The organism is Flavobacterium sp. DSP2-3-1 (assembly GCF_049896865.1).
Taxonomy (GTDB): domain Bacteria; phylum Bacteroidota; class Bacteroidia; order Flavobacteriales; family Flavobacteriaceae; genus Flavobacterium.
In genome coordinates this window covers 258452-283349 of record NZ_JAFCVD010000001.1, presented here as the reverse complement: position 1 = coordinate 283349, position 24898 = coordinate 258452, and the positions used below count along the sequence as shown (strand labels likewise).

Annotated in this window: 22 protein-coding genes and 1 pseudogene; 15 read left to right on the top strand and 8 right to left on the bottom strand. The window is 35.2% G+C overall.

Going from position 1 to position 24898, the window contains the following annotated elements; all coding sequences use genetic code 11:
* The first annotated feature begins 3 nt into the window (after window positions 1-3).
* Genes ACP7AT_RS01355 through ACP7AT_RS01340 form a run of 4 tightly spaced genes read left to right on the top strand, consistent with a single transcriptional unit; the run spans window position 4 to window position 4613 of the window.
* Complete coding sequence (locus tag ACP7AT_RS01355; RefSeq protein WP_426062745.1) at window positions 4-2325, top strand: M28 family peptidase; 2322 nt, start codon at window positions 4-6, stop codon at window positions 2323-2325.
* A gap of 23 nt (window positions 2326-2348) precedes the next feature.
* Window positions 2349-2864, top strand: coding sequence for an ORF6N domain-containing protein (locus ACP7AT_RS01350; protein ID WP_426062567.1), 516 nt, complete (start codon window positions 2349-2351; stop codon window positions 2862-2864).
* A gap of 2 nt (window positions 2865-2866) precedes the next feature.
* Window positions 2867-3670, top strand: a complete 804-nt coding sequence (locus ACP7AT_RS01345) for an NAD(P)H-binding protein (protein WP_426062566.1) — start codon at window positions 2867-2869, stop codon at window positions 3668-3670.
* Window position 3671: 1 nt separating this feature from the next.
* Window positions 3672-4613, top strand: coding sequence for a DMT family transporter (locus ACP7AT_RS01340; protein ID WP_426062565.1), 942 nt, complete (start codon window positions 3672-3674; stop codon window positions 4611-4613).
* 55 nt (window positions 4614-4668) lie between these two features.
* Here ACP7AT_RS01340 and ACP7AT_RS01335 read toward each other — a convergent pair.
* A pseudogene (locus ACP7AT_RS01335) lies at window positions 4669-4890 on the bottom strand (M13-type metalloendopeptidase); the annotation flags it as partial.
* On the opposite strand from ACP7AT_RS01335, the gene ACP7AT_RS01330 reads away from it, so the two are divergent.
* The 3 genes from ACP7AT_RS01330 (at window position 4865) to ACP7AT_RS01320 (ending at window position 6290) form a co-directional block, all read left to right on the top strand.
* Entirely contained in the window at window positions 4865-5215 is a 351-nt protein-coding gene (locus ACP7AT_RS01330; protein ID WP_426062751.1) for a hypothetical protein, read from the top strand. The pseudogene ACP7AT_RS01335 and the gene ACP7AT_RS01330 overlap by 26 nt on opposite strands.
* 10 nt (window positions 5216-5225) lie before the next feature.
* Window positions 5226-5696, top strand: coding sequence for a hypothetical protein (locus ACP7AT_RS01325; RefSeq protein WP_426062564.1), 471 nt, complete (start codon window positions 5226-5228; stop codon window positions 5694-5696).
* Window positions 5697-5834: 138 nt separating this feature from the next.
* Entirely contained in the window at window positions 5835-6290 is a 456-nt protein-coding gene (locus tag ACP7AT_RS01320) for a hypothetical protein (protein WP_426062563.1), read from the top strand.
* Window positions 6291-6449: 159 nt separating this feature from the next.
* On the opposite strand, the gene ACP7AT_RS01315 is transcribed toward ACP7AT_RS01320, so the two are convergent.
* The 3 genes from ACP7AT_RS01315 to ACP7AT_RS01305 form a co-directional block, all read right to left on the bottom strand.
* Window positions 6450-7271 (bottom strand): hypothetical protein, encoded by an 822-nt coding sequence (locus tag ACP7AT_RS01315; RefSeq protein ID WP_426062562.1) that lies wholly within the window; start codon window positions 7269-7271, stop codon window positions 6450-6452.
* A 99-nt stretch (window positions 7272-7370) separates the two neighbouring features.
* Window positions 7371-8297, bottom strand: coding sequence for a hypothetical protein (locus tag ACP7AT_RS01310; protein ID WP_426062561.1), 927 nt, complete (start codon window positions 8295-8297; stop codon window positions 7371-7373).
* Window positions 8298-8584: 287 nt separating this feature from the next.
* The gene (locus ACP7AT_RS01305) at window positions 8585-10648 is read right to left on the bottom strand and encodes a M13 family metallopeptidase (protein ID WP_426062560.1); all 2064 of its coding nucleotides are present in this window, start codon (window positions 10646-10648) and stop codon (window positions 8585-8587) included.
* Between the two features lie 223 nt (window positions 10649-10871).
* On the opposite strand from ACP7AT_RS01305, the gene ACP7AT_RS01300 reads away from it, so the two are divergent.
* The 5 genes from ACP7AT_RS01300 to ACP7AT_RS01280 all read left to right on the top strand — a co-directional run bounded on the left by ACP7AT_RS01300 (window position 10872) and on the right by ACP7AT_RS01280 (window position 16850).
* Window positions 10872-11537, top strand: a complete 666-nt coding sequence (locus tag ACP7AT_RS01300; RefSeq protein WP_426062559.1) for an SCO family protein — start codon at window positions 10872-10874, stop codon at window positions 11535-11537.
* Between the two features lie 157 nt (window positions 11538-11694).
* Window positions 11695-11937, top strand: a complete 243-nt coding sequence (locus tag ACP7AT_RS01295) for a FeoA family protein (RefSeq protein ID WP_426062558.1) — start codon at window positions 11695-11697, stop codon at window positions 11935-11937.
* Window positions 11931-14033, top strand: coding sequence for a ferrous iron transport protein B (gene feoB, locus ACP7AT_RS01290; protein WP_426062557.1), 2103 nt, complete (start codon window positions 11931-11933; stop codon window positions 14031-14033). The genes ACP7AT_RS01295 and feoB overlap by 7 nt, the downstream gene beginning before the upstream one ends.
* Window positions 14034-14346: 313 nt before the next feature.
* Window positions 14347-16578: a TonB-dependent receptor family protein gene (locus ACP7AT_RS01285; RefSeq protein WP_426062556.1), complete on the top strand. Its 2232-nt coding sequence runs from the start codon at window positions 14347-14349 to the stop codon at window positions 16576-16578.
* A gap of 143 nt (window positions 16579-16721) precedes the next feature.
* Window positions 16722-16850, top strand: a complete 129-nt coding sequence (locus tag ACP7AT_RS01280) for a FeoB-associated Cys-rich membrane protein (protein ID WP_121363983.1) — start codon at window positions 16722-16724, stop codon at window positions 16848-16850.
* Window positions 16851-16852: 2 nt separating this feature from the next.
* Here the strand turns inward: ACP7AT_RS01280 and ACP7AT_RS01275 are convergent, their stop codons facing one another.
* From ACP7AT_RS01275 to ACP7AT_RS01260, 4 genes are all read right to left on the bottom strand, one after another.
* Entirely contained in the window at window positions 16853-17269 is a 417-nt protein-coding gene (locus ACP7AT_RS01275) for a hypothetical protein (protein ID WP_426062555.1), read from the bottom strand.
* Window positions 17270-17317: 48 nt separating this feature from the next.
* On the bottom strand, window positions 17318-18136 hold the full coding sequence (locus ACP7AT_RS01270; protein ID WP_426062554.1) for a ZIP family metal transporter: 819 nt from the start codon (window positions 18134-18136) through the stop codon (window positions 17318-17320).
* Window positions 18137-18138: 2 nt separating this feature from the next.
* On the bottom strand, window positions 18139-18786 hold the full coding sequence (locus ACP7AT_RS01265; RefSeq protein ID WP_426062553.1) for a metal-dependent transcriptional regulator: 648 nt from the start codon (window positions 18784-18786) through the stop codon (window positions 18139-18141).
* 179 nt (window positions 18787-18965) lie between these two features.
* Window positions 18966-20837, bottom strand: a complete 1872-nt coding sequence (locus ACP7AT_RS01260) for an Nramp family divalent metal transporter (protein WP_426062552.1) — start codon at window positions 20835-20837, stop codon at window positions 18966-18968.
* A 120-nt stretch (window positions 20838-20957) separates the two neighbouring features.
* On the opposite strand from ACP7AT_RS01260, the gene ACP7AT_RS01255 reads away from it, so the two are divergent.
* From ACP7AT_RS01255 to ACP7AT_RS01245, 3 genes are read left to right on the top strand one after another with little or no spacing between them, the layout of a single operon-like run.
* Complete coding sequence (locus ACP7AT_RS01255; RefSeq protein ID WP_426062744.1) at window positions 20958-23201, top strand: TonB-dependent receptor; 2244 nt, start codon at window positions 20958-20960, stop codon at window positions 23199-23201.
* On the top strand, window positions 23201-23668 hold the full coding sequence (locus ACP7AT_RS01250) for a thioredoxin family protein (RefSeq protein WP_426062551.1): 468 nt from the start codon (window positions 23201-23203) through the stop codon (window positions 23666-23668). Before ACP7AT_RS01255 ends, ACP7AT_RS01250 begins: the two co-directional genes overlap by 1 nt.
* 35 nt (window positions 23669-23703) lie before the next feature.
* Window positions 23704-24855, top strand: coding sequence for a lycopene cyclase family protein (locus tag ACP7AT_RS01245; protein ID WP_426062550.1), 1152 nt, complete (start codon window positions 23704-23706; stop codon window positions 24853-24855).
* Window positions 24856-24898 lie beyond the last annotated feature (43 nt).

Below are 24898 nucleotides of genomic sequence, written 5' to 3'. Positions count from 1 at the left end.
ACCATGATGCCACATTGGACTTCTAATGAAGAAAGTTCCCTTGCTGAGTTTTCGACCAAAAGAGCTTTGACCCAAGTAGAAGCTATTGCAAAAAAACCGCATTATGTAGGTTCCAAAGAACATGAAGTAGTCGCTGATTATCTCGTGAAAGAGCTTAATAACTTAGGACTGGAAACTTCCGTCCAGCAAGGATATACCTTGAGTGATTGGGGAAATCTGGTGCAGTCAAAAAATATATTAGCCCGAATAAAAGGTTCCAATAGTTCGAAGGCCTTACTATTGCTTTCTCATTATGACAGCGCGCCACATTCCTACTCGAAAGGGGCGAGCGATGCGGGTTCTGGTGTAGCGACAATTCTGGAGAGTATTCGTGCTTTTTTATACAATAAAACTTCGCATAAAAATGACATTATTATTCTGTTTTCAGATGCGGAAGAATTAGGATTAAACGGCGCTGCACTTTTTGTAACGAAACATCAATGGGCAAAAGAAATAGGTTTGGTCCTCAATTTTGAAGCACGTGGTTCTTCCGGACCCAGCTACATGCTGATGGAAACCAACAAAGGAAATGCTGGATTAGTGAAAGAGTTCGCTGCCGCAAAAGCGACTTTTCCAGTTTCAAATTCCTTGATGTACAGCATTTATAAAATGTTGCCCAATGATACCGATTTGACTGTTTTTAGGGAACAAGGCAATATTCAAGGCTATAATTTTGCTTTTATCGATGACCATTTTAATTATCATACTGCTCAGGACGATATCCATCACTTGAACAAAAATACACTGGCACATCAAGGTTCTTATTTGATGCCGTTGTTAAATTATTTTTCAAATACCAACTTAAACACGACACAAGCAAGCGAAGATTATGTCTACTTTACCATTCCGTATACTTTTATAAGCTATCCTTTTAGCTGGGTTTTACCAATGGTCATAATCGCGCTGGCGCTATTTATTTTCCTGATATTTTTAGGAAAAGCCAAGCGTATTTTATCGTTGCGCGTAATTATAAAAGGATTTATTCCGTTTTTCGGTTCGATAATTAGTACTGGATTAATTACGTTCTTTGGCTGGAAAGCATTGCTAAAAGTGTATCCGCAATACAATGATTTACTCAACGGATTTACGTATAACGGACACGCTTACATTGCCGCATTTGTACTTTTGGCTTTGGCGATAAGCATGCTGTTTTATCATTTATTTTCAGAACGAAAAGTAACCATCAATCATTACGTAGCGCCATTATTTATTTGGATTTTGATAAATGGAGCCCTTGCTTTTAGTTTACAAGGCGCCGGATTTTTGATTATCCCAGTGTACTTTGGTCTGATTATTTTTGGTATTTTCATTGTTACTCAAAAATCAAATAAAACATTAAATCTTTTTTTAAGCATTCCTGCTTTGATCATCATAGCGCCTTTCATCCAAATGTTTCCTGTTGGTTTGGGATTAAAAGTGCTTTTTGGAAGTGCTGTTCTTACTGTTTTGATCTTTGCTCTATTGTTACCCGTTTTTGGGGCTTTCGCCAAAAAAGGAATTTGGTCTTTAGTGTTTTTAGTTTTTGCCATTGGCTTTTTTGCAAAAGCACACTCCGAATCAGGTTACGAATATGGAAAAGCCAAATCAAACAGTTTGCTATATGTGTACAATGCCGATACGGATCAAGCCAATTGGGCAACGTATGACACCAATCTTGACTCCTGGACCAAAGGCTATTTGGGTGAAAACCCGAAAAACGCAACCGCTCTGAACGAAATACCATTGTTCAGCAAATACAATTCTGGTTTTACCTATGCTTCCGAAGCGCCCAAAAAAGACATTCTGAAACCAAGTATAGAATTTCTGGAAGACAGAATCGTGGGCAATCAAAGATTTTTTAAAATTAAAATTTCTCCGAATCGAAACGTAAATCGCTATGATATTTTTGCAAATGAAAAAATGGCTATTCATAATTTCAAAGCCAATGGCGTGACCACATTAGGCCAGAAAAATTCGCTTTACCAACGAAAAGGAAAGAAAATATTGAGTTATTATGTTGTTGGAAACGCACCTTTAGAAATGCAGTTCAGCATAAATGCCTCAACAGTTTTAGACATGGAACTGATGGAAAGCTCTTTTGATTTAATGACAAACCCTTTATTTCAAATAACAAAAAGAGAAAACTGGATGATGCCAACGCCTTTTGTTTTAAATGATGCTGTGGTCATTAGACAAAAAATAAAGCCAAGACCTGTATCTGTTGTGAATGCTTTGGAAGCTGCTGTTTCAAATTCTATTATAAAAGATAGTTTAAGCGTTGTGAAAGACAGTTTAAAAAAACCATAAAAAACGAACTCACTACAAATTATATGCAGATACATACATTACAATCTAAAATACATGATGTTCGGGAACAAAAAGTGATACTTGATTTTGACCTTGCTGCACTTTATGAAGTAGAAACCAAAGTCCTAAATCAAGCCGTAAAAAGAAATATACGACGATTTCCTACTGATTTTATGTTCCAGTTATCTGACGAAGAATATCTTTCTCTAAGGTCACAAATTGTGACCTTAGAGAATAGCGGCAGAGGTAAATATAGAAAATACAATCCTTTTGCTTTCACCGAACAAGGAATAGCAATGCTTAGTGGCATTTTAAATTCGGATGTAGCAATACATGTAAATATTGCTATCATGCGTACTTTTGTCATTATTCGTAAATATGCATTGGAACACAAGGAATTCAACGAAAAATTGCTTGAAATAGAAACAAAATACGATAAGAAATTCAGTAATGTATATGAAGCTTTGAATTACCTCATCAAAAAAGACGAGAAAGACAACATACAAAAAGACCGCAAACAAATTGGCTACAAAAAATAAAAATGAAAAAAATTAGTATTCTGGGTTGTGGTTGGTTGGGTCTGCCTTTGGCGAAAGCCTTATTGAAAAACGATTATTTAGTAAATGGCTCGACGACATCTGCAGAAAAATTAGACGTATTGAAAAATACAGGAATTGCCCCTTTTTTAATTGTGCTTTCAGAAAATAAAACAACTGAGAACCTAACGAATTTTCTGGAAAATTCTGAAATTTTAATCATCGATGTTCCACCGAAACTTCGCGGTTCAGGTCCAGAAAATTTTGTTTCCAAGATTAGAAATGTGATTCCATTCATAGAAAAATCATCTGTTAGAAAAGTGCTTTTCATCAGTTCGACATCAGTTTATAATGATGATGATGCATCGGTAACTGAAGAAACAATTCCGAAACCGGATACTGAAAGCGGTAAACAATTGTTGGCAACAGAACTGCTTTTGCTGAGCAATAGCAATTTCAAAACGACGGCATTGCGTTTTGGAGGCTTAATTGGCGACGACCGTCATCCAATACATTTTCTGGCTGGGCGTGAAAATTTGGATAATCCGGACGCTCCGATTAATTTAATTCATCAGGAAGATTGCATTGGTATAATTCTAAAAATTATAGAAAATGATGCTTGGAATGAAACTTTCAATGCGGTCGCTCCATCTCATCCTTCACGAGAAATGTATTACAGTCAAAAAGCGCTGGATTTAGATGTGGCTTTGCCAAAATTTAATCATAACAATCCATCAATTGGAAAAACAATCTTGAGTACTAAAATAGAAACCGTTTTAAAGTATACTTTTACGAAACCAAATTTATAACGTGAAAACTAAAATTAAAAATGCTTTTTCGTCGAAAGTAAATGCTATTGGATTGCCTATTTTGGCTTTATGCTGGGTCAGTTTTTTTTGGGGAACTACTTGGATTGCTTCAAAAGAAGGTGTAAAACACATGCCGGCGTTACAACTTGCTGCCATTAGACAATTCATTGGCGGACTGTTGTATATCTCCTTTTTCTTGTTCAAAAAAACACCTTGGCCGAAAGGTAAACAATGGAAAACCATTATTATTTTAAGCATCCTCAATTTTGTTTTGAGCAACGGATTAAGCACTTGGGGCATAAAATACATCAGCAGCGGACTGGGAGCAATCATTGGCGCTATTGTTCCTTTATGGATTGTAATCATTACTTTTTTTAGAGGAGAACGATTGGCTAGACTCACGGTTATTGGTTTAATTATCAGTTTTGGCGGCGTCTGTGTTATTTTTTACGATCATTTAAGTGATTTTATGATTTCTGATTTTAGATTTGGGATTGTACTGTCTTTAATAGCGACATTAACTTGGGCATTTGGCACCTTATATACAAAGAAAAAGGCGGCGAGCTTTAATCCGTATTTTAGTTTAGGGCTGCAAATGTTTATATCCAGTATTTTACTTTTTGCGTACAATGGAGCCACAGGAACTTCTGTAAGTCTAAATGCTATTCCTGCAATTTCGTGGTGGTCGATTGCTTATTTAGTTGTTTTTGGTTCTGTACTGACTTTCATTGCCTTTATCTATGCGCTCCAAAACCTTCCTGCTGAAATAAGCAGTGTTTATGCGTATATCAATCCAATTATAGCCGTGATTTTAGGCGCTGTGATTTTTGGTGAAGTCCTTAATGCAGCCATTGCCATTGGTGGCGGAGTTACGCTGTTTGGATTGTATATGGTAAATTATTCGTTGAGGAAAGGAAGGAGAAATAGTAGCGAAATTATATAAAACAAAAATCCCATTCGACTGAACGAATGGGATTTTTATAAATTTTAAAAATAAATTACCAGATTCTTACACGCTTTTCAGGTGCAATGTACATGCCATCATTTGCTTTGATATCAAACGCTTTGTAGAACGTATCTATATTTTGCAAAGGAACATAAGCGCGGTACATTCCTGGAGAATGCGGGTCTGTTTTTACTTGATTTTTCAAGGCTTCATCACGCATTTTTGAACGCCAGATAGTCGACCAGGAAATGAAGAAACGTTGTTCAGGAGTATATTCTGTAAGTGGAAATACAGAGTTTGGCTTAATAGAAAATTCAAACGGCACCTTTACTTTCTACACTCGTGGAGTGGATAGAATGACTGATGGGTTTGACTCAACTATTGCTGAAAACGGCAACATAATTTTAGGAAGTCCTTTTGCTAAACCTGATATATTGTGGAATAGTTTAAAGACAAAAATATTTAACTTTGTACAAAATAACGGAGGTAATTTCGTAGTGCCTACAACCTCTCAAAATAAAATTTATAGACCAGATTGGACAAAAGTTCGCCAAGTTTTAAGAGGAGAGGTATCGATAAATAATTTAGGCTGTAATTAGAAATTTGATCATGGAAAAATATATAAATCGTTTAAAAAATACATTTTTAATATTTGGTTGTTTGACTTTGATTTTATTTTTACTGCACGAAAACAGACTACTTGGTCATGATATTAAGGGCTATCTAATGGCATTTGAAACTATATTGTTTTTTATTTTCATAGTTTCACTATATTCATTCTTTATTTTATCAGATATTCAAAAAGACAAATTTATTTATCTGAGTTGGTTCAATTATATTCTACTAATTGCTTCTCTTTTATCTTTTAGCTACTGGGGTATAATCTATCAAGATGCATTAGCGCTTCTTTTTCCGGCTTATTTTGCAATTATGACGATGATTAACTTAATAGTAATGTCAATCGTCTATCTAATCAAAAAAACAGGAAGACAATATTTTTTTAAAGATTGGATTTTTTTTGTGGGCTTGATCGTTTTTTATATTCTCTATGGTATTATAAACAGGGGAATTAATTCTTAATTGTTTGTGATTTAGTTTTCATCCAGAATGTACTTCATCGGGTGACGTCTAAACGAGACATGCTGATTTAATTGAGAACGGATATGTAACTGGAGGTGCAAATACATCTCCCAAAGACGGAGTGAAATCAATAAGAATTTGGATTTTAAATTAAATATAACGATTAGGACATTAACAAAAAGAACAATTCTATTCATCGCTATTTTATGTACTACCTTCCTTTATTGTCAGGAGACTGAAAAGGTAGAAAAAATTAAAATTGGAAAGTTTAAATATGAAACCTACTATAAAAATTTTAATCATTACGAAGTAAATGAAAAAGGATATTCACTTTTTTACAAAAAAGGAAACACAGAACAATCTATCTGCGCCTGCATTTATTATAAGGATGATAGCATATTGAGTTTAGGCCATATGATAGTAGATAAAGAAAAAGGTCTTATCACCTGTGTAGTAAAAACAATAGTTAAGAGAGTCGATTTCACATCAGACTCCATAAAATATGTCAAAAAGCAAAATAAGCAAGGATTTTTCGAGCCCATTTTGACTGTCGAATATACAAACGGAAAAGAAAAAATTCTTTTTAAAAAATAAATAACAGGTAGTTATTCTTTTTAAGAAAAATGATAATTAAAAATACTTAATTAATAAAACAAAAAAAATCCCAGGCTTTCACTTGGGATTTTCTACATTATACTATTTAGTTTATTACCAGAGTTAACTTTTATATTTATGAGCTAAGGTAAAAGCTTGTTACCAATAAACAATGTCGATCAACACTGTATTAACCAAAACACTATTTTCAAATTTTTCTTGTTTAATTATGTTTCCAATCTTATCGAAGGAATATTTGTATTCTACAAGAGTATTCTTCGGTGTTTTAGGCAAAGAATAAGTTTTTAATAAGTTATTTCGCTTGTCATATTCATTAATTGTAACTGAATGGTATTTAGTCTTCTTAAATTCTAATTCTGATTTGATTCTATTTCCGTTTTTATCAAAAATACATTTTAAATAACCGTCTTTAAGTTCTCCTTGTTTATTGTATGAATAGGTAATTAAAGATTTGTTTTTGTAGTCGATAGTTGTTTTTTCTGTAAATTTTAGTTCTCCATTTCCATCAAAATGTTCGACTACTATTCTATTTCCTCTTTTGTCATATTGTGTTACTCTCTTGCTACCTAGCTTTTTGTCAAAGAAGGCTAAATATTCTATTTCGTTACTCTTTTTATCATACTTGTGCTCCATCATTAATTCTGGGCTATTGGTATTTGATTTTGTAATTGATTTGATTACTAATCCATTTTGATAAAAAAATAAAGTTTCGTCAAAATAATCTTTTGCATAAAGGTCTTTTTGTGCAATTTTATGACCTTCTCTGTTCCAGTTTGAAATTAGTCCGAAGGGTATTGTCTCTGGGTCTATAACAGAAGATCCTTTTATGTTTTTGACTTTTATTTCCTTTACGTGACCTTTGATATCTTGAATGTCACCATCGGGCATGGGGATTTCTTTTATTTTAATAGGAGCACAAGAGGCTAATAATGACAAAACTATAAACAAGGATATTCGCATAATTAGTAAATTTTGTAAATTATAAAAATGATAAAAAGTTGTTTTCTCAACTAGGATTGCATTGTTTAACTCTTTTAAATACGACAACATCGATTGCATTTATCTCTTTGAAAAAGCTTTAATTTCTTTTTTGGACATCTCGGTTGAAATGAATTCTTCTTTGACTAATGCGGTATATTCCCCACCGTTAACCAATTGTACGTCACCTTCTGTGGTGTGAAAATAAGGAGTTAAATAATTGTGTGACAGCATTGATTTATGATCATTGTTGTTTTTTTCTTTGACAGGATAGTAGATGTCAAAATTTAGAAGGTAGTACTCTTTGTTAAATTCATCAATGACTCCTAAAAAGCTTGATGGATAAACAGCATCACCCTCTTTAACACTAATTGAGCTAGATTTAAAACCATTGTAGTTTGCATAGGTACCATCTTCATGTTCCACACGTATGCTGCTTCTTTGAGTGGTAAAAACTAAGTCATCTTGGTAAGTTTTATTAGACTGTTTATTGGCAACCTCAATAACAATTCCTTTTCGCATGGCATAAATGCTATCAGGATTTTTGGCTCGAATAGCGTACGACTTGAACACGATGTCTTTTTTTTTGTTAAAATACACTTCATAAACATTCTTGCTCTCATAAACTATATAATTCTTAGCATTTTTAAATGGCAGCAGATAACAATAAGTACTGTCAACTTTAGCTTTGAAGTTACCGGGAACATAAGTGACTGAATAACTGTATCCAATCCCTTTATTTGGATCCCTTGGACGTAAAGTATACAATGTTCCAGATTTGTCTTTTACAATTTTCTCAATATCACTTGATGATGTGTTTTCTAAATTTTTAAATTTTAGATAGACTGTATAAGTACCCGGTTTGAATTTTTCATAAGAAATCTCAACCGAATTGTTTTGATTTTTTACCGCATTAACAATAATTACTCTTTCTTGTGCTTGTGCAACACTAAAGAAAATCAAAATCCAAAACAATGATATCGAGGGGACGATTTTTCTATTATACATATGTTATTAATTATTTATTTTAATAGGTTTTGTCTTTCACACCAAAGCTATATATAAATATATTAAATATGGATTGAAGTAGATGATTATTTAATTTTTTTTATTTTAAAGTGAATTTTAAGAAAATCGTTTAAAGCCAAATGGAATTCATCCGTAATAGTATCTTTAACTAGTTTACCATCTAACTCAAAAGATAAGAAGTATTCTAAACATATATATTTCACACCAACTAAAAAGCCCATTCACAACAGTGAATGGGCTTTTTGAAATTCTATTTATTTTGAAAATTACCAGATTCTAACTCGCTTTTCAGGTGCAATATACATTCCGTCATTTGCTTTAATATCAAACGCTTTGTAGAACGTATCTATATTTTGCAAAGGAACATAAGCACGGTACATTCCTGGAGAATGCGGGTCTGTTTTTACTTGGTTTTTCAAGGCTTCATCACGCATTTTTGAACGCCAGATCGTTGACCAGGAAATAAAGAAACGTTGTTCAGGAGTATATCCGTCAATTAATCCCGGATTTCCGTTTTCTTTCAAATACAATTGTAAACCATCATAAGCTGCATTAACGCCACCTAAATCTCCAATGTTTTCACCCAGAGTAAATTTACCATCTACAAAAGTTCCCGGAATAGGTTGCAAAGCGCTGTATTGCGCTGCAAGTGCTCCTGTTAAAGCTGAGAATTGTTTCAAATCTTCAGCCGTCCACCAGTCTACTAAGTTTCCGTCAGCGTTGTAACGAGATCCTGAATCATCAAAACCATGTGAAATTTCGTGACCAATAACACCACCAATTCCACCATAATTTACCGCTTCATCTGCTTGGTAATTGTAAAAAGGCGGTTGCAAAATAGCTGCCGGGAATACAATTTCATTATTTGAAGGATTGTAATACGCATTTACCGTTTGCGGTGACATTCCCCATTTTTCTTTATCAACTGGCTTACTTAACTCAGCAATATTCTCATTGAAACGCCATTGAGACATATTTTTAGCGTTTTCAAAATAGGTTCCGCCTTCTGCCGGACTTTTAATCGTCAAGGCCGAATAATCTTTCCACTTGTCTGGATAACCAATTTTTATTCTTGATTTATGCAATTTAGCAAGCGCGCTTACCTTTGTTTCTGCTGACATCCAAGACAAATTATTGATTCTGTTTTCGAAAGCTAAAAATATATTTTTGATCATCTTCTCCGCTTTAGCTTTGGCTGCAGCCGGAAATTTTTTCTCTACATATAATTTTCCTAAAGCTTCTCCTACCGCTCCGTTGATCGTTTGAAGTGCTCTTTCGTCACGTGGTCTTTGGCTTACTGCACCCGTCAATGTTCTTCCGTAAAACTCCCAGTTTGCGTTTTCAATTTCAGTTGACAATTGGCTAGAAGCACTGTTCAATAAACTCCAACGCATGTATGCTTTCCAGTCTTCTACTTTATTTTCTTTAAAAATAGTTTCTAGCGCCGTCATGTATTTTGGTTGCGATACAATAACGGTATCTACTTTTGCCAATCCAATTTTTGTAAAATAATTATTCCAGTTAATCGATGGAGTTAATTTACTCAATTCACTCAATGTCATTGGATTGTAAGACTTGCGGCGATCTCTGCGTTCTACTCTGTCCAATCTTGGTTTGGACATTGCAATTTCAAGAGCCAGGATTTTTTCAGCATTCATTTTAGCCACTGCTGGTTTATCCCCAAGGTATTGCAACATTTTGGCAACGTGTAAAACATATTTCGCACGTTTCTCTTTAGAATCGGCATCCTCAGAAACATAATAATCTCTGTCCGGCAAACCTACGCCTCCAGGACCTAGATTAATCACGTTTCTACTGCTGTTCTTCGCATCAGTTCCCACGCCAGCACCCATAAATCCAATGCCACCGATAGGTTCCATCTCAATCATTAATGCTTCTAAATCTTTGGCGTTTTTAACCGCGTCAATTTTTTTCAAATACGGTTTCAACGGAGCAATACCTAACTTGTTTCTTCCCACGGTATCAAGAATAGACTTGTATAAATTTACCGCTTTGCCTTGATCTGTATTAGATTTGTAACTTGGATTTGTTGTAGCTTCTTTTAAAATCGCTAACGCATCAGCATCCGTTTTTTGACGCAATTCATCAAAACTACCCCAACGGGTTCTATCAGCTGGAATCGCCGTATCGTCCAACCAAGTTCCATTCACATAGCGAAAGAAATCATTACTTGGTTTTACGTTTTTGTCCATGTAATTCACATTGATTCCCGGTTCTTTAGCTGCCGGAACATTCTGTGCTTGACTCACCGCAAAACCCATAATTGCAGGAATCACAAAAAGCAATTGCTTATTGCTGGTTTTTTTCATTTTTTTTGTTTTTTAGTTATGTAAACAAAGCTATTAATAATTTTTTGATTTTCTACTAAAATCAAATATATGCGAAAGTTTTGACACCAAAATTTCTAAAAGGTTTAATCATGAAAGAATTAATTTACACGCTTTATTTGGAAAGAATCTGCTTAAAATAAGATTGTGTTAATTTGAATTAAAAACAAATCCCGTTTTTGTATTTTTGCATCAAAATAGCATCATGTCAGATTTTTTTAAAAAATACCGTCTCTTTTTTGGAGTTTTCATTGTTCTTTCGGCAATTATTTTATCCTTATTTTATTCGGCTTTAAAGCCAAAAAAAACACTTCCCATTTTCAATCCCGCGGATGTAAATCCAGAATTAGTAGACAGCACCGTTCAGTACAAAAGCAAATATCATACGATTGCCGATTTTTCATTCATTAATCAAAATGGGAAAACCATCACCCAAAAAGATTACGAAGGCAAAATTTACGTCGCTGATTTCTTCTTTACCACTTGCGGCTCCATTTGTCCGAAGATGACGACCAATTTGTCCGATATTCAAAAAGCTTTCGCCAACAATCCAAAGGTAAAATTGCTTTCCTTCACCGTTTTTCCAGAGATTGACAGTGTTCCCGTTTTGAAGGCTTACGCTAAAAAACACCATGTTGATGACAACAAATGGAACTTAGTAACCGGAGATAAAAAAGAAATTTACACGATGGCCAGAAAATCCTATTTGGCTGTAAAATTGGGTAAACCAAGTGAACTCTACGATATGGTTCACACCGAAAATTTTGTTTTGGTGGATACCAAAAAAAGAGTGCGTGGTTTTTATGACGGAACCAATAAAGAGGACATGAAACGATTAATTGAGGACATCACTTTTTTGAGCAGCAAATAACAAGCATAAAGACGGATTTCTGCTTTACAAATAAAGGTTTTCACAAAAGACAACCGCTGTCTCGATTTGTTTTAATTACCGTATAAATGTGATAATTATCATTTGTGTTTGTATTAAAATGTGTATTTTTGCAATCTTAATTCAATCTAAATAAGTTTTGCAAACAACGATACATTCTCTCAAAAAAGGCGAAAAAGCCATTATAAAAGACTTTGACATCGATACCGTTCCATTAAAATTATTGGAGATGGGTTGCTTACCTGGCAATCTTGTAGAATTACTTCAAATTGCACCTTTTGGAGATCCTTTGTATTTGAATATAAATGGTTCGCACGTAGCAATTAGGGTGGAAACCGCAAAAGAAATTGAGGTTGAGATTATAAAAACCAACTTATGGTAAGCAAGCAAAACATCAATGTCGCGTTGATCGGAAATCCGAATGTAGGCAAAACTTCCGTTTTTAATCAGTTGACGGGTTTGAATCAACAAGTGGGGAATTATCCCGGGATTACCGTTGAAAAAAAGATAGGTTTTTGCAAATTACCCAATAATATAAAGGCGAATATTCTGGATCTGCCAGGAACATATAGCCTGAATGCCAGTTCAATTGATGAAAATGTTGTCATTGAATTATTACTCAACAAAAACGACAAATTATACCCTGACGTGGCTTTAGTTGTCACTGACGTGGAAAATTTAAAACGAAACTTACTTCTTTTTACCCAAATAAAAGACTTAGAAATTCCTACTATTTTAGTCATCAATATGGCTGATAGAATGAAATTTAAAGGGATTACATTGGATATTCCATATCTGGAAGCACACTTAAAAACAAAGATTGCGTTAATCAGTTCCAGAAAAGGGTATGGAATTGATGAATTGAAAAAGTTGATTGTAAGCTACCGAACCATTTCGAGCGAACCTTGCCTGAATTCCTCCGTAATTGATCCCGATTATTTCAACAGTTTGCGTAAAGCCTTCCCGAATCAATTGCTTTATAAATTGTGGCTGGTTATTACACAAGACGTAAATTTCCTGAATTTAGAACGAAATGAAATCCGAAGCTCGTTTACCAAATCGCACTCTGATTTAAAACGTTTGCAACAAAAAGAAACCATAAAACGCTATCAATTCATTAATGATGTTTTGAAAGTGGGACTAAAAATCGATTCCAGCGTTGCAAGAGATTACCGCAGCAGATTGGATCGCGTGCTGACACACAAAGTTTGGGGATACGTCATTTTCTTCCTTATTTTGTTTGTTATTTTCCAATCGATTTTTGAATGGTCTAAAATTCCAATGGATTTCATCGATACTTCTTTTGCTTCCTTGAGCACGCTTGCTGCGGAAGAATTGCCCGCCGGAGTTTTAACCAACTTAATTTCGCAGGGAATCATCCCGGGAATTGGAGGAATTTTAATCTTTATTCCACAAATCGCCTTTCTATTTATGTTTATTTCGATACTTGAAGAAAGCGGTTACATGAGTCGTGTAGTTTTCTTGATGGACAAAATCATGCGAAAATTTGGTTTATCGGGCAAAAGTGTGGTACCGCTTATTTCTGGAACAGCCTGTGCCATTCCAGCGATTATGGCAACTCGAAACATAGAAAACTGGAAAGAGAGATTAATTACTATACTCGTAACTCCATTCACCACTTGTTCTGCTAGATTGCCGGTTTATGCCATTATCATCGCTTTGGTAATTCCGGATAATCGCGTTTTTGGTTTTCTGAACATGCAAGGAATGACCTTGATGCTGTTGTATCTTTTGGGTTTTGGAATGGCAATTTTTTCAGCTTATATTTTAAATAAAATCTTGAAAATTAAAGGAAAAACATACTTTGTCGTAGAAATGCCCAATTATAAATTACCGCTTTTCAAGAACGTGGGAATCAATGTGATCGAAAAAACAAAAGCGTTTATTTTTGGAGCCGGAAAAATCATTTTGGCCATTTCTATTGTGTTGTGGTTTTTAGCCTCTTATGGCCCTGGAGAAAAATTTAATAACGCGGAAAAAATTGTTACTGAAAACACCCTGCAAAATCCGTTGACTGAATCCGAATTTGAAAACGCTGTCGCTTCGCAAAAACTGGAAAACTCCTATATTGGAATTATGGGAAAAGCCATTGAACCCGCCATTTCGCCTCTGGGCTACGACTGGAAAATAGGCATTGCCATTATCAGTTCCTTTGCGGCCAGAGAAGTTTTTGTGGGAACATTAGCCACGATATACAGCGTTGGCGGAAGCGACAATGAAGTTACCATCAAAAACAAAATGGCTGCCGAAGTCAATCCGGTTACTGGTGAAAAGATTTTCAACTTTGCATCCGGGATATCGCTGTTGTTGTTTTATGCTTTTGCCATGCAATGTGCCAGTACACTTGCGGTTACTAAAAAAGAAACCAATTCATGGAAATGGCCGGCCGGACAATTAATCTTTATGACTGGGTTTGCTTATGTCGTAGCATTACTTGCATACCAAATCCTGAAATAAAAGACTATCATTTTCCGTTACCAAAATTTATGTCGTTTGACTAAAATTATTTTAGTCATCAAATTACGATACCGCACTACATATAAATAACAAAAATTTTTTAATAGTATTTGCGTATTTCCCAGCGAAGTTCCAATATGCTTATAATCTTCAAGTTTACAATATTAACAATTTACTGAACCTGAAAATTCTTCCACAACGCACTTGATTTATTGAACAAGTGTTAAAAATTACAAATTTATTATTTTTAATTTGTCTAAATAAGATTTAGGATTTAACTTCGCAGCACAGAATCAATCTAAATAAAAATAATATGAAATACACGATTTCGCTATGTATGTGTTTACTAATCACAACGTTTTATGCGCAAGAAATTGAGCGTCAACAAAGCGATACAATTAAAAATTTGTTGCCAGTTTTGGTTACTCCAAAAATTCAAAGTCCTGAACGTATGCCTGAAATAAAGGAAAACATACTTTTTTCAGGTAAAAAAAATGAAGTAATAAAACTTTCAAATATAAATGGAAACTTTACCACAAATAATGCGAGAGAAACTTTTTCTAGAGTTCCTGGCGTAAATATATGGGAAAATGAAGGTTCCGGAATTCAAATCAACATAGGTGTTAGAGGATTGAGTCCAAATAGAAGTTGGGAATTAAATACCAGACAGAACGGATACGACATCTCCTCTGATGTTTTTGGCTATCCAGAAGCCTATTACAATCCGCCTTTGGAAGCGGTTGAAACAATAGAATTGATTCGCGGTGGAGCTTCACTTCAATTTGGCCCCCAATTTGGTGGAATGTTGAATTATGTTCTGAAAAGAGAATACAAAAAAACGTTTTCATTCGAAACTCAAAATACAATTGGTAGTTATGGTTTAATGAGCAGTTATAATGCCATAGGCGGAAATTTAAAAAAATTCTCATACTATTTGTATAATCACTCGCGCAGTGCTGATGGCTGGAGAGAAAACAGTGAGTATACTGTAAGAAATTCACATGCATTCATGGAATATCGTTTTACCGCCGATACAAAAATTTCTGCAGAATATACAAACATGGATTATGAAATGAAACAAGCCGGCGGATTAACTGATGCGCAATTTCAGCAAAATTCTCAAAAATCTTTACGCGAACGAAACTGGTTTGGAACCCCCTGGAACGTATTTTCATTGCAGTTCGACACTAGAATAAATACTAATTTAACTTCTAACACGAAATTTTTTGGATTAATTGGCGAAAGAAACAGTGTTGGTTTTACAGCAACTCCAAATGTGGCAGATGCCATAAATCCTGCTACAGACAATTATGCAAACCGACGTGTAGATCGTGACTTTTATGAAAACTTTGGTGTTGAAAACAGAAATATCTTCAAGTATACTTTAGGAAAAACAAAACATAACCTGGCATTTGGTGCTAGATTATACAAAGCTAAAACTACAAGACAACAGGAAGGTAAAGGCACCACCGGCAGTGATTTCGATTTATCTATCAGTGGAACCTATCCACGTGATTTAAATTTCATAACTGAAAATATAGCACTTTTTGCAGAGAATCAATTTAAAGTTACGGAAAATTTTAGCGTCACACCCGGCATTAGATACGAACACATAAGTTCAGAAGGAAAAGGATTATTTGGCATAAAAGGAGGGAATAATGTTCCTTTTTCAGAAAAAAAATTAGTGAGAAACAAGGCGTTATTAGGTTTAGGATTGGAATATAAATTTGCGTCTACAAATGTATATGCCAATATTACACAAGCATACAGACCCGTTCTGTTTTCTGATTTAACACCCCCAGCAGTAACTGACGTAATTGATCCTAATCTAAAAGATGCAAGTGGTTATAATGCAGATTTAGGCTATAGAGGCAACTACAATAACTATGTGAATTTTGATTTTAGCTTGTTCTATTTAAGCTATAATAATCGTATTGGTGGAGTAAGACAGTTTACTAACAATGATCCTAGTCAAGGTACTTTTCTTTTCAGAACAAACTTAGGAGAAACAGTGAACAAAGGAATTGAAGGTTTTGTTAATATAAATGTAACGCGTTTTCTTGGTAAAGAAAAAGAATTGGGTAATATAGATTTATTTGCCACAATAAGTTTTATTGACAGCCGCTACACTGATTTTAAAATCTCAACCGCATCCGGAACGGCGCCTAATACAACTATAACGGAGCGTAATCTTAAAGGTAACAGAGTTGAAAATGCACCAAGATACATTCATAATTTTGGATTATCTTGGGGCAAGAATAGCATTTCAAGTACTTTGCAATACAAAATGGCAGGTAAAATTTTTACTGATGCCAATAATACTACCGAACCATCAGCAAATGGTGTAACAGGATTATTAGGGAGTTACAATGTGTTTGATTTCTCTAGCGAGTATAAGTTTTTAAAAAACTATAATATACGAACAGGAATCAACAATCTATTCGACAAATCTTATGCTACTAGAAGAGCTGGAGGTTATCCAGGTCCGGGAATTTTACCGGGAGAAGGAAGAACATTTTACATTTCCATTGGTGCAAAATTGTAATTAAATATGAAATTGCTGTTTCCTAATCTGAAATAAAAACCTTTGGTATTAACTTTGGAACAAGGGCACGGTTGTAAAAACTTTGTCATTAGTTTAACTCAAAAAAGCAACCATTTTCGGTTGCTTTTTCTTATTTTTACGATATGGATATTCAAGAAATTTTAGCTTTTTTAGCGCTCGGAATAGCACTGGCTTTTTTGATTAAAAAATTCTTCTTCAAAAAGAAAAAATCCGATAAAGATTGCGGTAGTGGTGATTGTGGCTGTAGCTAATGCTACTTTAAATAATCAATTTTCAGGTAATACTCTTCTGGATTAATCTTGCTTCCTTCTTTTGGATACGGCAATACACTAATGCTTTTTATCTTCTTTTGTTTGTCTGACAAATAGCTTGCAAGCCACTTTTTATTGTCTTCTTCATTCTTCATTGAAAAAACCAAAGTCGAATCTTCAATTAATTTTGAATCTTTATATACCGAAACAACGGCTGTAACTTCTCCTGCCCAAATGCAGGTTACGCCCTCCGGACATCGGGAATCATTGGATATCGCTTTTAAAACCAACTGAAATCCTTTTTGATTGGGACATACTTTTTGCTTTATGGTTACGTATTTAACCTTTTGTGATTTTTGGCTTTGCGCCAAAACTATACTGCTGATAATCATAAAAAGCAATAGCACTAACTTTTTCATATATTGTATTTAAAGATTTAAAAATTTTATTGAAAGACCACGAAATTTCTAACTCAAAGCTACGTCCAAAACCATCATTACAATAAATCCTCCAACGAATCCCAGCGTGGCAATATCAGTATTTTTATCTTGTTGCGTTTCCGGTATCACTTCTTCCACAACTACAAAAATCATCGCGCCTGCGGCAAAAGCCAAAGCATACGGTAAAATCGGAGTGAAAAATGTGACTGCAAAAGCACCTAAAACAGCGGCAACCGGCTCCACTAAAGCTGAAGATTGTCCGTACATAAAACTTTTCCATCTACTCATTCCCATACGTCTAAGCGGCATTGCAACGGCAATTCCTTCCGGAAAATTCTGAATTCCAATACCAATGGCTAACGTAACAGCACCCGCGATGGAAGCTTCCGGAATCCCGGCGGCCACTCCTCCAAAAAGAACTCCAACAGCCAATCCTTCCGGAATATTGTGCAGTGTAATTGCCGAAACCAGTAAAGTGGTGCGTTGCCAAGGCGACTTGATTCCTTCAGTAACTTTAAAATTGATGTGAAGATGCGGTAATACTTTATCGATTCCGAAAATAAAAAGCGCGCCTAGGAAAAAACCAAAAGCTGCGGGAATGACTTTTGCAAAGCCTTCACCACCGGTCATTTCTATAGCTGGAGCCAATAAACTCCAAAAACTGGCCGCAACCATTACGCCACCGGTAAATCCAAGCATTCCGTCAAGAACCGTCCGATTCATAGTTTTAAACATAAAAACGAAAGAAGCTCCCAAAGCCGTTAAAAACCAAGTGAACAAACTAGCATACAAAGCGGCTAAAATTGGGTCGATGCTCGTGAAATAATCTACTACAGATTGAAACATAATTATTTAATGTATATATTACTGGCTATTTTATTTGAAACCGTTATTTCTTTGGTTCCAACCCGAATTCTAAAGGAGGAATCAAAACTTTCCTTTTCGATAATTTCAATTTGGGAACCCAAAGCGATTTCTTGTTTGTCTAAATATTTTAAAAAATCAGAGGAGGTGTCTTTGACACCCACGCAAATACCGATTTGGTTTTTTTCGAATTCAGAAAGCAATTGTTTTTCTACTTTGATAATTCTTCCGTTAGCATCCGGAATAGGATCTCCATGTGGATCTTCAGTGGGATTTCCCAGAAAATCATCTAACATATTGATGAGTTTTTCAGATTTAATGTGTTCCAATTGTTCGGCAATCTCGTGTACCTCATCCCAAGAAAAATCCAACTTTTCCACTAAAAAACATTCCCAAAGACGGTGTTTTCTAACGATCATCTTCGCCGCTAATTTCCCTTTTCCAGTAAGCGAAACGCCCTGGTATTTTACGTAGTTCACCAAGTCTTTCTCGGAGAGTTTCTTTAGCATATCAGTAACGGATGATGCTTTAGTTTCCATTTTTTCAGCAATGGCATTGGTACTGATATCAGCATCCGAAACTGCCGTAAGGTGGTAAATGGTCTTGAGATAATTTTCTTCTGAAAATGTCATTTGATTTTAGATTGAGGATTAGTATTTTGGTTTCAGATGGCCAAGTCCACATAGCAGTATAAATCCGTTGTTTTTTTCCCTTTACAAAATAATAAATATTTAACTGACAGCAGGACACGAGTGAGGACAGCTTACAACGCTAATAGCTTCTGATACCGAAACAAATTTAACATAAGAATTTAATTTTTTACGATTAGTAGCGGGATATCAATTTTGTGCCGCAATTTATCCACCGTGGTTCCAAAGATTAAATCCTTGAATCCAGTGTGTCCGTGTGTTCCCATAATCAAAATGTCAAATTCTCCTTTATTGATAATTTCCGGAATGACTTTATTAGGTTTTCCAAAACCTAGTTGTGTTGCTACTTTATATCCTTTTTCAGTAAGCATAACTTTATATTGCTCTAATAATTTTTCGTCAATTAAAGTTTCGTGATCATCAATATTTTCGCCATAAATCATAGCGCCAACGGTTTCTACCACGTGAATCAAAGTGTATTTTGCTCCTATTCCGCCTAATTCAAAAGCGTTATTTAATGCCACTTCATCTGCATCAGAAAAATCTACGGAGACCGCAATGTTCTTTTTAGTGTAATTTCCTGATTTAGAAAGTTTCAATTTTAAATTATGCGGCGAATGATTTTCAATATCTATTTTAGCTTTGGTGATAAAAGGCTTAAACACAATATAAAGTAACAAAATCAAGAAACTTATCGCTAAAGGAACCACGGTTAACCACAACAAAATTGGGTTTTTAGATGTTGCCAGCCAACCCGTAATTTCATCAAAAACCAATTTAGCGTTTAAAGAAACTATAATTGTAGCAATAATCCACGAAGCGATTTGAGTGATTTTACCAATATGAAACCCTTTCATTTTTGATTTATCACTTACAAAATGAATTAACGGAATAATGGCAAAACCCAATTGTAAGCTCAGAATAACCTGACTCAAAATCAATAGTTTTCCAGTGACACTTTCGCCATATATAGAAATTACAATAACTGCAGGAATAATGGCGATTAATCGTGTAATGATTCTTCGAACCCATGGCTGAATACGTAAATTAAGATAGCCCTCCATTACGATTTGACCCGCCAGCGTCCCTGTAATTGTGGAACTTTGCCCCGCAGCAATCAAGGCTACTGCAAATAATACAGGCGCCAATTTACTTCCTAAAAGTGGTTCTAAAAAACGGTGGGCATCCTGAATTTCGGCCACTTCAAACATTCCGTTTTTATAAAAAGTGGCTGCCGCCAATATTAAAATGGCGGCATTTACTAAAAAAGCTAAGTTTAATGCAATCGTAGAATCGATGAAGTTGTATTTTATAGCCTGTTTAATTCCCGCAGTAGTTCGCTCGAATTTTCTGGTTTGCACCAAAGAGGAATGCAAGTATAAGTTGTGCGGCATAACTGTAGCGCCAATAATTCCAATAGCGATATAAAGAGCCGCTTCACTGGGCATCGAAGGAATTAATCCAAACAACACTTTATCCAGTTCCGGCTGGGCAAAAATCATTTCAAAAATAAAGGAAAATCCAATAATAGCAACCAACACAATGATAAAAGCTTCCATTTTACGGATGCCTTTATTAATCAAGAACAATAACAAAAAGGTGTCTAAAACTGTGATCAACACACCTTCAATCAACGGAATATCAAAGAGTAAATTAATACCAATCGCCATTCCTAACACCTCGGCAAGATCACAGGCTGCAATGGCAATCTCGGCAAGGAAATACAATATATAATTGATAAACGGCGAATAGGTTTCTCGCGAGGCTTGCGCCAAATCACGTTGGGTAACAATCCCCAATCGGGCACTTAAACTTTGCAACAATAACGCCATAATGTTACTCATCAATAAAACCCAAAGCAAGGCATACCCAAACTGACTGCCGCCCGCAATGTCCGTCGCCCAATTTCCCGGATCCATATATCCAACACTGATTAAATAAGCGGGACCAAAAAAAGCAAGGATTTTTCTAAATACTGATTTCTTGTTTAGTGTGGAAACGGATTGGTTTACTTCTTCTAAAGATTCAGTCATGACATTAAGTTATTGATACAAATGTAATTAAAAAATTTGTTTTGCAAAATATAATTTTTAGCTTTGTCTAAATTTAATTTAAGCATTGTGAAAAAAATATACCCATTGTTTGTGTTTCTGATGTTTCACTTTGGCTATACCCAAGAAAAAACAAGTCTTTCGGGATTTGTTTCATCAGAAAAAAAAGGGATTTCGGAGGCCCGCGTTTTTTTAACTGGAACAAAATACGCCACCCAAACGGATAGTTTAGGCAAGTATAGCATTGAGAATATTGATGAAGGAAGTTATAAAATTCAAATTGTCGCCACAGGTTTTCAAACTTTAAAAAAGAGCATTACGCTCAAAAAAAATGAGAATAATAATTTGGATTTTGAACTTTCAAATACTGAAAACCAGCTCAACGAAGTGGTGGTTTCGGGAACATTAAAAGCAGTAAAAAGATTAGAAAGCGCCGTTCCCGTCGAGGTTTATTCCCCAATATTTTTCAAAAAAAATCCAACAGCCAGTATATATGAAGCCTTACAAAATGTAAATGGCGTTCGACCACAACTCAATTGCGGCGTTTGCAACACAGGCGACATCCATATTAATGGGCTTGAAGGTCCGTATACTTTGGTTCTAATTGACGGAATGCCAATCGTGAGCAGTTTATCTACGGTTTACGGATTATCAGGAATTCCAAATTCACTGGTGGAACGAATCGAAATCGTAAAAGGTCCCGCATCGTCTTTATACGGTAGTGAGGCCGTTGGAGGTTTGATTAATATTATTACCAAAAATCCAACAAACGCTCCCCTATTCTCCGCAGATGCGTTCTCTACTTCTTGGTTGGAAACCAACCTTGACTTAGGAGTAAAAATCAATGTAGGCAAGAAAGCGACAGCTCTTTTGGGTTTAAATTATTTCAGATACAATCAAAAAATAGACAACGATAACGACAATTTTACCGATGTAACACTTTCAGACCGAATTTCTCTTTTTCAAAAATGGATTTTCAACAGAAAAGAAAATCGATTGTTTACCATCGCGGCACGTGGCGTTTATGAAGACCGTTTTGGTGGCGATGTGCGTTGGGAGAAAAAATACCGAGGTGGAGACGAAATCTATGGCGAAAGCATTTATACCAAACGAGCCGAATTGATAGGAAGTTACCAATTGCCTTTTCCGGAAAAACTAATGCTTTCCTTTTCAGGAAACATACATTTTCAAGACAGTCGCTACGGTACAACGAGCTATATTGCCAACCAAAAAATTGGCTTTTTACAGCTGACTTGGGATAAAAAAATAGGGAGAAATGATTTGCTTACCGGAATTGCAACCCGTTACAATTATTACGATGACAATACAGCTGCAACTTCAAAACTTGGAAATAACAATCCAGAAAAAACCTGGTTACCGGGGATTTTTATTCAAAACGAAATTACATTTACAGAAAAACACAAGTTGTTGTTAGGACTGCGTTACGATTACAACTCGTATCACGGAAGTATCTTGACGCCAAGAATTGCCTTTAAATGGAAATTGGACGATAATAATATTATTCGACTGAACGCCGGAACAGGTTTTAGAGTGGTGAATTTATTTACCGAAGATCACGCTGCTTTGACCGGTGCTCGTGAAATTGTAATCACAAATAATTTGAAACCGGAACAATCGATAAATGCCAATTTGAATTATATCAAGAAAATAAATTTCGACAGCGGAACCTTTATTGGAATTGAAACTTCCTTTTTCCATACCCGATTCAGCAATAAAATTGTTTCGGATTATGTTACTGATCCCAACCAAATCATCTACGACAACATCAATGGTTACGCGATAAGCCAAGGAATCAGCATGAATATCGATATTACTTTCCCAAATGAATTAAAAATTATTACCGGTGCTTCTTTGCTAGACAATAAAAACGTTCAAAATGGCCGAAAAGAAACACCTTTTTTAACCGAAAAATTTACTGCAACCTGGAGCGCTTCCTATAAAATTCAAGCTATTGATTTGAATGTAGATTACACTGGAAATGTCTACAGCCCCATGCAACTGCCTCTTTTAAGCACTTTAGATCCTCGTGCTCCAGAATCGCCTTGGTACAGTTTACAAAACATTCAGTTTACCTATTCTGGTTTGAAAAACTTTGAATTTTATGCCGGAATTAAAAACCTGTTGAACTTTTTGCCTAAACAAAATAACCCGTTTTTAATTGCAAGGACAAATGATCCATTTGATAAAAATGTAAGGTACGACTCGAACGGACAAGTATTGGCAACGCCTGAAAACCCGTATGGGTTGACATTTGACACGACGTATGTATACGGACCCAATCAAGGAATCAGAAGTTTTTTCGGACTTCGATATACCTTAAGATAATGAAAAATATTCTTTATTTACTGTTGGTATTATGCTGTGGGATTCCCGCTGGATTTGCGCAGTTGCACTCCGTTTCATTCGAACAAATAGACAGTTTGCAAAAGATTGAAAAAAGAAAAACGATTGTCTTCATTCAAACCGCTTGGTGCTCGTTTTGCCATGCGATGAAAAACACCACTTTTAAAAACGAGGAAATCATCAAGGAGCTTAACGCTGCTTTTTATTTTATTGATTTTAACGCAGAAGAAAAACGAACGGTAGTTTTCAACAAAACCACTTTTCAATTCAAACCCACGGGAAATACTTCCGGAACACATGAACTGGCCATCGCATTAGGAACAATAAATAAACAATTGACCTTTCCTGTTTTAAGTGTTTTGAATAGTAAAAACGAGATTATTTTTCAGCACAGCGGCTACTTAAAACCAAAAGAATTAAAGCTGATTTTAGAGAAACTAAAAGAATAAAATTGTCTATTTTTGGGGAAATGTCAAATTTCCAAATGAAACACTACGATTATATTTTTACCGGCGCAGGATTATCGGCTATGATGACCGTGTATAAAATGGTCCAATCTGTTAAATTCCGAGATAAAAGTATTTTGTTATTGGATGAAAATACCAAAAAAACTAACGATAGAACATGGTGTTTTTGGAAAACCAACGATTCACTTTGGGAACAATCTATTTCAAAGAAATGGGATTCGGCTTTGTTCGCCAATGCAGACTTCCGCAGGGATTTAGACTTGAAACCGTACCGCTACAATATGGTGAAAGGATTGGATTTTTACACTCAAGTATTTGATTTGCTTTCGAAACAAGAAAATATCACTTTCATCCATGAAAAAGTATTGGAAATTGAAGAATCCGAAACTATAATTCTGGTACAAACCGAAAGTGAATCCTTTTCATGTTCGAAATTGTTTAATAGTATTTACAACAACAAGAAAGCAGCGAGTCAGACCAAATATCCTTTGCTGCAGCAGCATTTTATTGGTTGGTTTATCAAAAGCGAACAGCCTGTTTTCAATCCGGAGCAAGCTACTTTCATGGATTTTTCGGTGGAACAAAAAGGAAATACCCGTTTTATGTATGTGTTACCAACTTCCAAAACTGAAGCATTACTGGAATACACCTTGTTTTCGCACCAACATTTGAAGACCGAGGAATACGAAAACGAAATCCGGCAATACATCGAAAAACTTGGGATTACGAACTATGAAATTGTCGAAAAAGAACAAGGCAGCATTCCCATGACGTGTTATCCTTTTTGGAAAGCGAATACTAAAAACGTAATCAACATAGGTAGTTCCGGTGGCTGGACGAAAGCAAGCACCGGCTATACTTTCAAAAATTCGGATAAAAAATCAACAGAATTAGTTGTCTTTCTGCAGAGGGAAACCGATTTTACAAAATTTCATAAAAACACTAAATTCTGGTTTTACGATTTGCTTTTGTTAGACATCTTGGACCGAAAAAACGAATTGGGTTCTCATATCTTTTCTTCAATGTTCAAAAAAGGAAATCCAACTTTGATTTTTAAGTTTCTGGACGAGGAAACTTCATTAAAGGAAGACATTGAAGTAATTTTAAAATGCCCAAAAATACTATTCATTAAAGCTATTTTTCATGTGGCTTTCAAAGCAATGAAATAGAAATCAAACTATAACAAAACTTTATAATTGAACTCCTATACTT

Excerpts from the sequence above, each read along its gene's own strand:
- ACP7AT_RS01300 (WP_426062559.1), top strand. The coding sequence starts at position 10,872 with ATGTCAGATTTTTTTAAAAAATACCGTCTCTTTTTTGGAGTTTTCATT.
- ACP7AT_RS01250 (WP_426062551.1), top strand. The coding sequence starts at position 23,201 with ATGAAAAATATTCTTTATTTACTGTTGGTATTATGCTGTGGGATTCCC.
- ACP7AT_RS01330 (WP_426062751.1), top strand. The coding sequence starts at position 4,865 with ATGAAGAAACGTTGTTCAGGAGTATATTCTGTAAGTGGAAATACAGAG.
- ACP7AT_RS01325 (WP_426062564.1), top strand. The coding sequence starts at position 5,226 with ATGGAAAAATATATAAATCGTTTAAAAAATACATTTTTAATATTTGGT.
- ACP7AT_RS01245 (WP_426062550.1), top strand. The coding sequence starts at position 23,704 with ATGAAACACTACGATTATATTTTTACCGGCGCAGGATTATCGGCTATG.
- ACP7AT_RS01255 (WP_426062744.1), top strand. The coding sequence starts at position 20,958 with ATGTTTCACTTTGGCTATACCCAAGAAAAAACAAGTCTTTCGGGATTT.
- ACP7AT_RS01260 (WP_426062552.1), bottom strand. The coding sequence starts at position 20,837 with ATGACTGAATCTTTAGAAGAAGTAAACCAATCCGTTTCCACACTAAAC.
- ACP7AT_RS01275 (WP_426062555.1), bottom strand. The coding sequence starts at position 17,269 with ATGAAAAAGTTAGTGCTATTGCTTTTTATGATTATCAGCAGTATAGTT.
- ACP7AT_RS01315 (WP_426062562.1), bottom strand. The coding sequence starts at position 7,271 with ATGCGAATATCCTTGTTTATAGTTTTGTCATTATTAGCCTCTTGTGCT.
- ACP7AT_RS01350 (WP_426062567.1), top strand. The coding sequence starts at position 2,349 with ATGCAGATACATACATTACAATCTAAAATACATGATGTTCGGGAACAA.
- ACP7AT_RS01310 (WP_426062561.1), bottom strand. The coding sequence starts at position 8,297 with ATGTATAATAGAAAAATCGTCCCCTCGATATCATTGTTTTGGATTTTG.
- ACP7AT_RS01305 (WP_426062560.1), bottom strand. The coding sequence starts at position 10,648 with ATGAAAAAAACCAGCAATAAGCAATTGCTTTTTGTGATTCCTGCAATT.
- ACP7AT_RS01270 (WP_426062554.1), bottom strand. The coding sequence starts at position 18,136 with ATGTTTCAATCTGTAGTAGATTATTTCACGAGCATCGACCCAATTTTA.
- feoB (WP_426062557.1), top strand. The coding sequence starts at position 11,931 with ATGGTAAGCAAGCAAAACATCAATGTCGCGTTGATCGGAAATCCGAAT.
- ACP7AT_RS01280 (WP_121363983.1), top strand. The coding sequence starts at position 16,722 with ATGGATATTCAAGAAATTTTAGCTTTTTTAGCGCTCGGAATAGCACTG.
- ACP7AT_RS01285 (WP_426062556.1), top strand. The coding sequence starts at position 14,347 with ATGAAATACACGATTTCGCTATGTATGTGTTTACTAATCACAACGTTT.
- ACP7AT_RS01265 (WP_426062553.1), bottom strand. The coding sequence starts at position 18,786 with ATGACATTTTCAGAAGAAAATTATCTCAAGACCATTTACCACCTTACG.
- ACP7AT_RS01345 (WP_426062566.1), top strand. The coding sequence starts at position 2,867 with ATGAAAAAAATTAGTATTCTGGGTTGTGGTTGGTTGGGTCTGCCTTTG.
- ACP7AT_RS01355 (WP_426062745.1), top strand. The coding sequence starts at position 4 with ATGATGCCACATTGGACTTCTAATGAAGAAAGTTCCCTTGCTGAGTTT.